We start from the raw sequence: 4,803 nt of genomic DNA on the forward strand, positions 1-4,803 counted from the left end.
CGAGGGCGGTGTCGGCCCGACGCCGTCCGGGGCGGCGCTCGGCGACTGCGCCGGGGCCTTGGCACTGCGCTTGGTCGCTCCGCCGGCCTCGGTGCGGGCGGCCAGCGCGGCCCGTTTCGCCTCGAGTGCACGGCGCAACGTCGTCGCCGCCGGCTCCCTGCGCGTACGAGCGCGAGACGGCCGCGCCGCCTTCTTCGAGACCGAGGTCTGCTTCGTCGCAACCGCCTTCTTCGACGCCGCGGTCTTTTTCGCCGGCGCGGCCTTCTTCGCGGCCGTCTTCGTCGCGGTCGTCTTTTTCGCAGTCGTGGCCTTCCTCGCCGTCGTCGTCTTCTTCGCGGCCGTCGTCTTCTTCGCCGCGGTCGCCTTCTTCGCCGGCGCCGTTCGAGCGTTCCTGGCCTGCGCTTCGAAGCGCTTGAGGGCTTCGTCGAATGCGGTCGCCTTTTTCGCCGTGCGCTCGTTGGCGTGGCCGCTGACACCGCGCTTGCTGCCTGTGCGCGCCCGCGTCTGCAGCTTCTGCCGGCGAAGCAGATCGCGGTTCTTGTCGCGCAATGTTCGCGTGCGCTTGATGCGGCGCTGGAGCTCGGCCGGGCCGAGGGCCTTCAGGTCGGCGCCGAGGCTCGATTCGAACAGGGGAATCTCCGTGGCGCTCAGGAAGTCTCGGACGTGGACCCGGTTGTATGGCATGTGCCAACCTCGTGCGGTTGCAAAGGTGCAGGGTACACCGACCGCGCCGACCGGCGCCCCGCGACTCGGGCCGCTGCGGCCGCCTTCGTTTAGGGTCGGTCGAGACGAGTTGTTCGCAACGGAGATCGACGATGCATTCCACCCACCCCCGCTGGCGCGTCGCGCAGGAATAGGTTTTCTAACGGCATGTTTTCGAGCACGCCGTGGTCCAGGCGAAGCGCCAGAGAGCCGCCCGTCGTTACCGACAGCCCGACCCAGACCGGTCGATCGGCTCCTCAAATGCGCGGCCGCGAAACAGTCGTTGCGTTCGGTCGTCCACAGCAGCCTCCGGCGGACCTGTTCGAGGCCACCTGCTATCGGACAGGACGGTCAGTGCGGTAGCGGAGCTGTGGCTGTGTCGAGGGCCGGCCGAACGCTGTCGGCGGGATGTCCACCCGGGGCCTGCCGGCCGCCGAATCGCGAAGGAAAGCTTCGGCCTCGTCGGCCGGGACCGCCGGGCAGAACAGGTTGCCCTGGATCGAGTCGCAACCCTTTCGGCGCAGGAACTCGAGTTGGCCGGCCGACTCCACGCCTTTGGCGAGGACGGTCAGCTTGAGGCTGTGCGACATGGCGTCGCAGGCTGCTGTAACGGCACGGCAGAACCCAGCAGTACGCCCAGCAAGGCGGGTGCCAACCATCCTGGCAGGGCAAAATGCGCCGTGGCCAGAAAAAACCTGACTGTTCGCCGGGCCCTGATGGCCCTGGTTGTTGCCTCTGTCCTGCCCACCTTCATCGCTGCGGTTGCAGCCCTGCTCTACGCCTACACGCAGGAGCAGGCTGGCTTTCAGGACGGCTTGAGCGAAACCACCCGCGCCCTGGCGCTGGTGGTGGACCGCGAGATCGCGACGCGGGAAGCCGTCGCGCTCACAATGTCCGGCTCCCCCACCTTGACCAGGGGCGACCTGGCCGGCTTCCGTGAATACGCGCTCCAGACTGCGCCAACACGTGACAAGGTCGTGGTGCTGCACGACCTTGCGGGCCAGCAGCTTGTCAACACGCGCGTGCCCTTGGGCGAGCCGCTGCCGAAATCCATGAACAGCAAGGAGCGCATTGAGGCCGGCCCCATGCCCACCGTCGTCTCCAACCTGTACTTCGCTCCCGTGGGCAAGCAGTTCAGCTTTGCAGTGCAGGTTCCGGTGGTCCGGCAGGGACAGGTCCTCTACTACCTGTCTGTTGCGGGCTACGCGACCGCCCTGCAGTCCATCATGACCCACCAGGGACTGCCGGCAACCTGGATTGCCTCCATCCTGGACCGCAAGGGTGTTGTCGTTGCGCGCAACAAGGCGCCCGAGCAGTTCGTCGGGAAGGCAACCAGCGAGAGGCTGGCCGCGCAGATGGCGCAGCACGCCGAAGGCGTGTTCGAATCCACCGCCATTGATGGCACCCCGATCCTGGCGACCTTCAGCAAGTCGCCAACGTATGGGTGGTCCGTTGTCGTCGGGGTCCCATTGGCGGCCATTCCCGCGCCGCTCGAATCCATCGCCTTGTTCGGCGTTTTTTCGGCGTTCCTGCTGGGAGGGGCCTTGCTTCTGGCAGTGGCCACGGGACGGCGGCTGCTCAAACCGATCGAGCGCCTGAAGGACGCCTCTCAAGCGCTCGGCTCCGGCCGTCTGCTCGCGACGGAATCGACGGGGCTGAGCGAAACAGATCTTGTGCTTGCCTCGTTGCAGGAAGCCGACCGCCGTATCACCGGTGCGACCGAGGCGCTGGAGTTGCGCCGCCAGGAAGCCGAGGCAGCAGCGGCGCAAGTGGGGCAAAGCGAAGCACGGCTTTTGCGGCTGGCCAACACCATCCCGAACCTCGCCTGGATCGCCGATGCCGAGGGCAGCATCACCTGGTACAACGACCGCTGGTACGCCTACACCGGTACCACGCCGGCCGAGATGGATGGCTGGGGTTGGCAGGCGGTCCATGACCCGGCCGTCCTGCCGGAAGTCATGCAGAAGTGGCAGGAGTCGATCCGGACAGGCCAGGCATTCGAGATGACCTTCCCGCTGCGCGGAGCAGACGGTATCTACCGCCCGTTTTTCACGCGCGTTGCGCCGGTCAGCGATACCGGGGGCAAGCTTGTGCAATGGTTTGGCACCAACACCGATGTGTCGCCCCTGAAACAGGCGGAGAACGAATTGCGTGAGGCCGACCGGCGCAAAGACGAGTTCCTGGCAATGCTGGCGCATGAGTTGCGAAACCCCCTGGCCCCGATCCGTACCGCGGCGGAACTGCTGCGCCGGCTTGACGGCACGGACGCCAGCGTGATGAAGGCCAGCCAGATCATTGCGCGCCAGGTTGGCCACATGTCGGACCTGCTCGATGACCTGCTGGACGTCTCGCGGATCACGCGCGGGCTCATCCTGCTGGACAAGGAGCGGGTCGATGTGGGGGTTGTCATCGCCAGCGCCATCGAGCAGGTGCGACCGCTGATCGAATCCAGGCAACACACGCTCCAGGTGGATGACCGCCATCCTGGCGCATGCGTCCTGGCCAGCCGCCTGCGGCTCACCCAGGTGGTTGCCAACCTCCTGGACAACGCTGCGAAGTACTCGGAGCCGGGGGGCACGATCACGGTCCGGATCGCGCCGTCCGGGGACCGAGTGAGCGTCGTGGTCCAGGACACGGGCATCGGCATTGCGCCAGACCTGTTGCCGCGCATTTTCGAGCCGTTCACCCAGGCTGAGCGCGCCGCGGACCGTTCGCAGGGCGGCCTTGGCCTCGGACTGGCGGTCGTCAAGGGGCTGGTCGGGCTGCAGGACGGAAGCGTTTCTGCCAGCAGCGAAGGGATCGGCAAAGGCAGCCGTTTTGAAATCCTGCTGCCCCTCATGGTCACGGGCGAATCAGCGCCAGGGCAGCAGACAGACCCGCACCCCACAGAAAGCCCGACCGAGACTTTGGACATTCTGGTCGTAGACGACAACGCTGACGCGGCCGATGCCCTGGTCGTGCTGCTTGAGACGTTTGGTCATCGGGCCAGGAGCGCCTACACCGCCACACAAGCGCTCGCAGTCCTGCAGCGTGACGGTTTCGACGTGGGGATCCTCGATATCGGCCTGCCGGACATGAGCGGCTATGCGCTCGCCGCCAGGATCCGTGAACTGGGGCTCCCGGCAGGTACGCTGATCGCGCTCAGCGGCTACGGCCAGGACCACGACAAGGTCGCGTCCGCCGCAGCCGGTTTTTCAGCGCACTTGGTGAAACCCGCATCACCGGATGTGTTGCTGGAGGCCCTGGCCGCCGTGCCGGCCAGGGCCCGGACTTGCCAATATCAAGCGCATGTCGATCCATGCCGCGCTGAACCACGTCACCCACTACAAATATGACCGTCCGGTTCAGCTGGGCCCGCAGATGGTCAGGCTGCGGCCCGCGCCCCATTGCCGCAGCAGCATCATTTCGTATTCGCTGCGGGTGGAGCCGGCGAACCACTTCATCAACTGGCAGCAGGACCCGTTCGCCAACTACCAGGCACGCCTGGTGTTTCCGGAGAAGACCACTGAATTCAAGGTGACGGTGGATCTGGTGGTCGAGATGGCGGTGTCGCCCCTTTGATTTCTCCCTGGAACCGAGCGCCGAGAGCTTTCCCTTCAAGTACCCGGCTGAGTTGGCCCAGGAAGGGGAACAGGAATTTCAAACGCTGTTTTTCCGGCACGGCCGCCAATGGCCGGGGATCGAAGGGCGCCTGAGGCTTGCGGGGCACCCGGACCCAAGCCACAAAGCAGTCGGTCGGTTTGCTCGCTGAATCGAGGCTAGGATTGGCAAGGGCCTCGGCCAGGGTGCGGGCTGTTTTTGCAGAATTTCCCTGACCGACACTGACAGCCATGGGGCAGACTTAGTTCGGCACACCCTGCGCGTGGCTTGCCGAGGCCGGAGTTGCCGCACAGGAGATTCGCGTGGCGCCGATTGACGTTTTGCATCGCCAGGCTATGGGATGCTCGAGCGGGCGCAGCTCAGTCCTTCGTTGGATGGCGTCGATGGGGTATGCGCTCGGTCTTGCGTTCAGCGTTTGCGCCGCATTCGCAGCGCCACCCAACCCGGCCGATTTCAATGGCTTCGATGTGGCGAACGCGAGCGTGCCGACCCAGGCCATTC

The 4,803-nt window shown here is 65.9% G+C and carries 4 protein-coding genes and 1 pseudogene; 3 read left to right on the top strand and 2 right to left on the bottom strand.

Annotated features, from left to right (window positions below; all coding sequences use genetic code 11):
* Together H0W38_RS16645 and H0W38_RS16650 are read right to left on the bottom strand one after the other, a co-directional pair.
* Positions 1-684, bottom strand: a 684-nt coding sequence (locus H0W38_RS16645; protein ID WP_292456114.1) for a hypothetical protein, incomplete at its 3' end; no start/stop codon positions are given.
* Between the two features lie 353 nt (positions 685-1,037).
* Positions 1,038-1,361, bottom strand: coding sequence for an EAL domain-containing protein (locus tag H0W38_RS16650; RefSeq protein WP_292456115.1), 324 nt, complete (start codon positions 1,359-1,361; stop codon positions 1,038-1,040).
* 21 nt (positions 1,362-1,382) lie between these two features.
* Here H0W38_RS16650 and H0W38_RS16655 point away from each other — a divergent pair, with 21 nt between their 5' ends.
* The 3 genes and pseudogenes from H0W38_RS16655 to H0W38_RS16665 form a co-directional block, all read left to right on the top strand.
* Positions 1,383-4,037 (top strand): ATP-binding protein, encoded by a 2,655-nt coding sequence (locus H0W38_RS16655; RefSeq protein WP_292456117.1) that lies wholly within the window; start codon positions 1,383-1,385, stop codon positions 4,035-4,037.
* Positions 3,991-4,327, top strand: a pseudogene (locus H0W38_RS16660) (transglutaminase N-terminal domain-containing protein); the annotation flags it as partial. The gene H0W38_RS16655 and the pseudogene H0W38_RS16660, both read left to right, overlap by 47 nt.
* Positions 4,328-4,604: 277 nt before the next feature.
* Positions 4,605-4,803: hypothetical protein (locus H0W38_RS16665; RefSeq protein WP_292456119.1), on the top strand; the 199-nt coding region annotated here is incomplete at its 3' end.

The organism is Methylibium sp. (assembly GCF_013817365.1).
Classification (GTDB): domain Bacteria; phylum Pseudomonadota; class Gammaproteobacteria; order Burkholderiales; family Burkholderiaceae_C; genus Methylibium.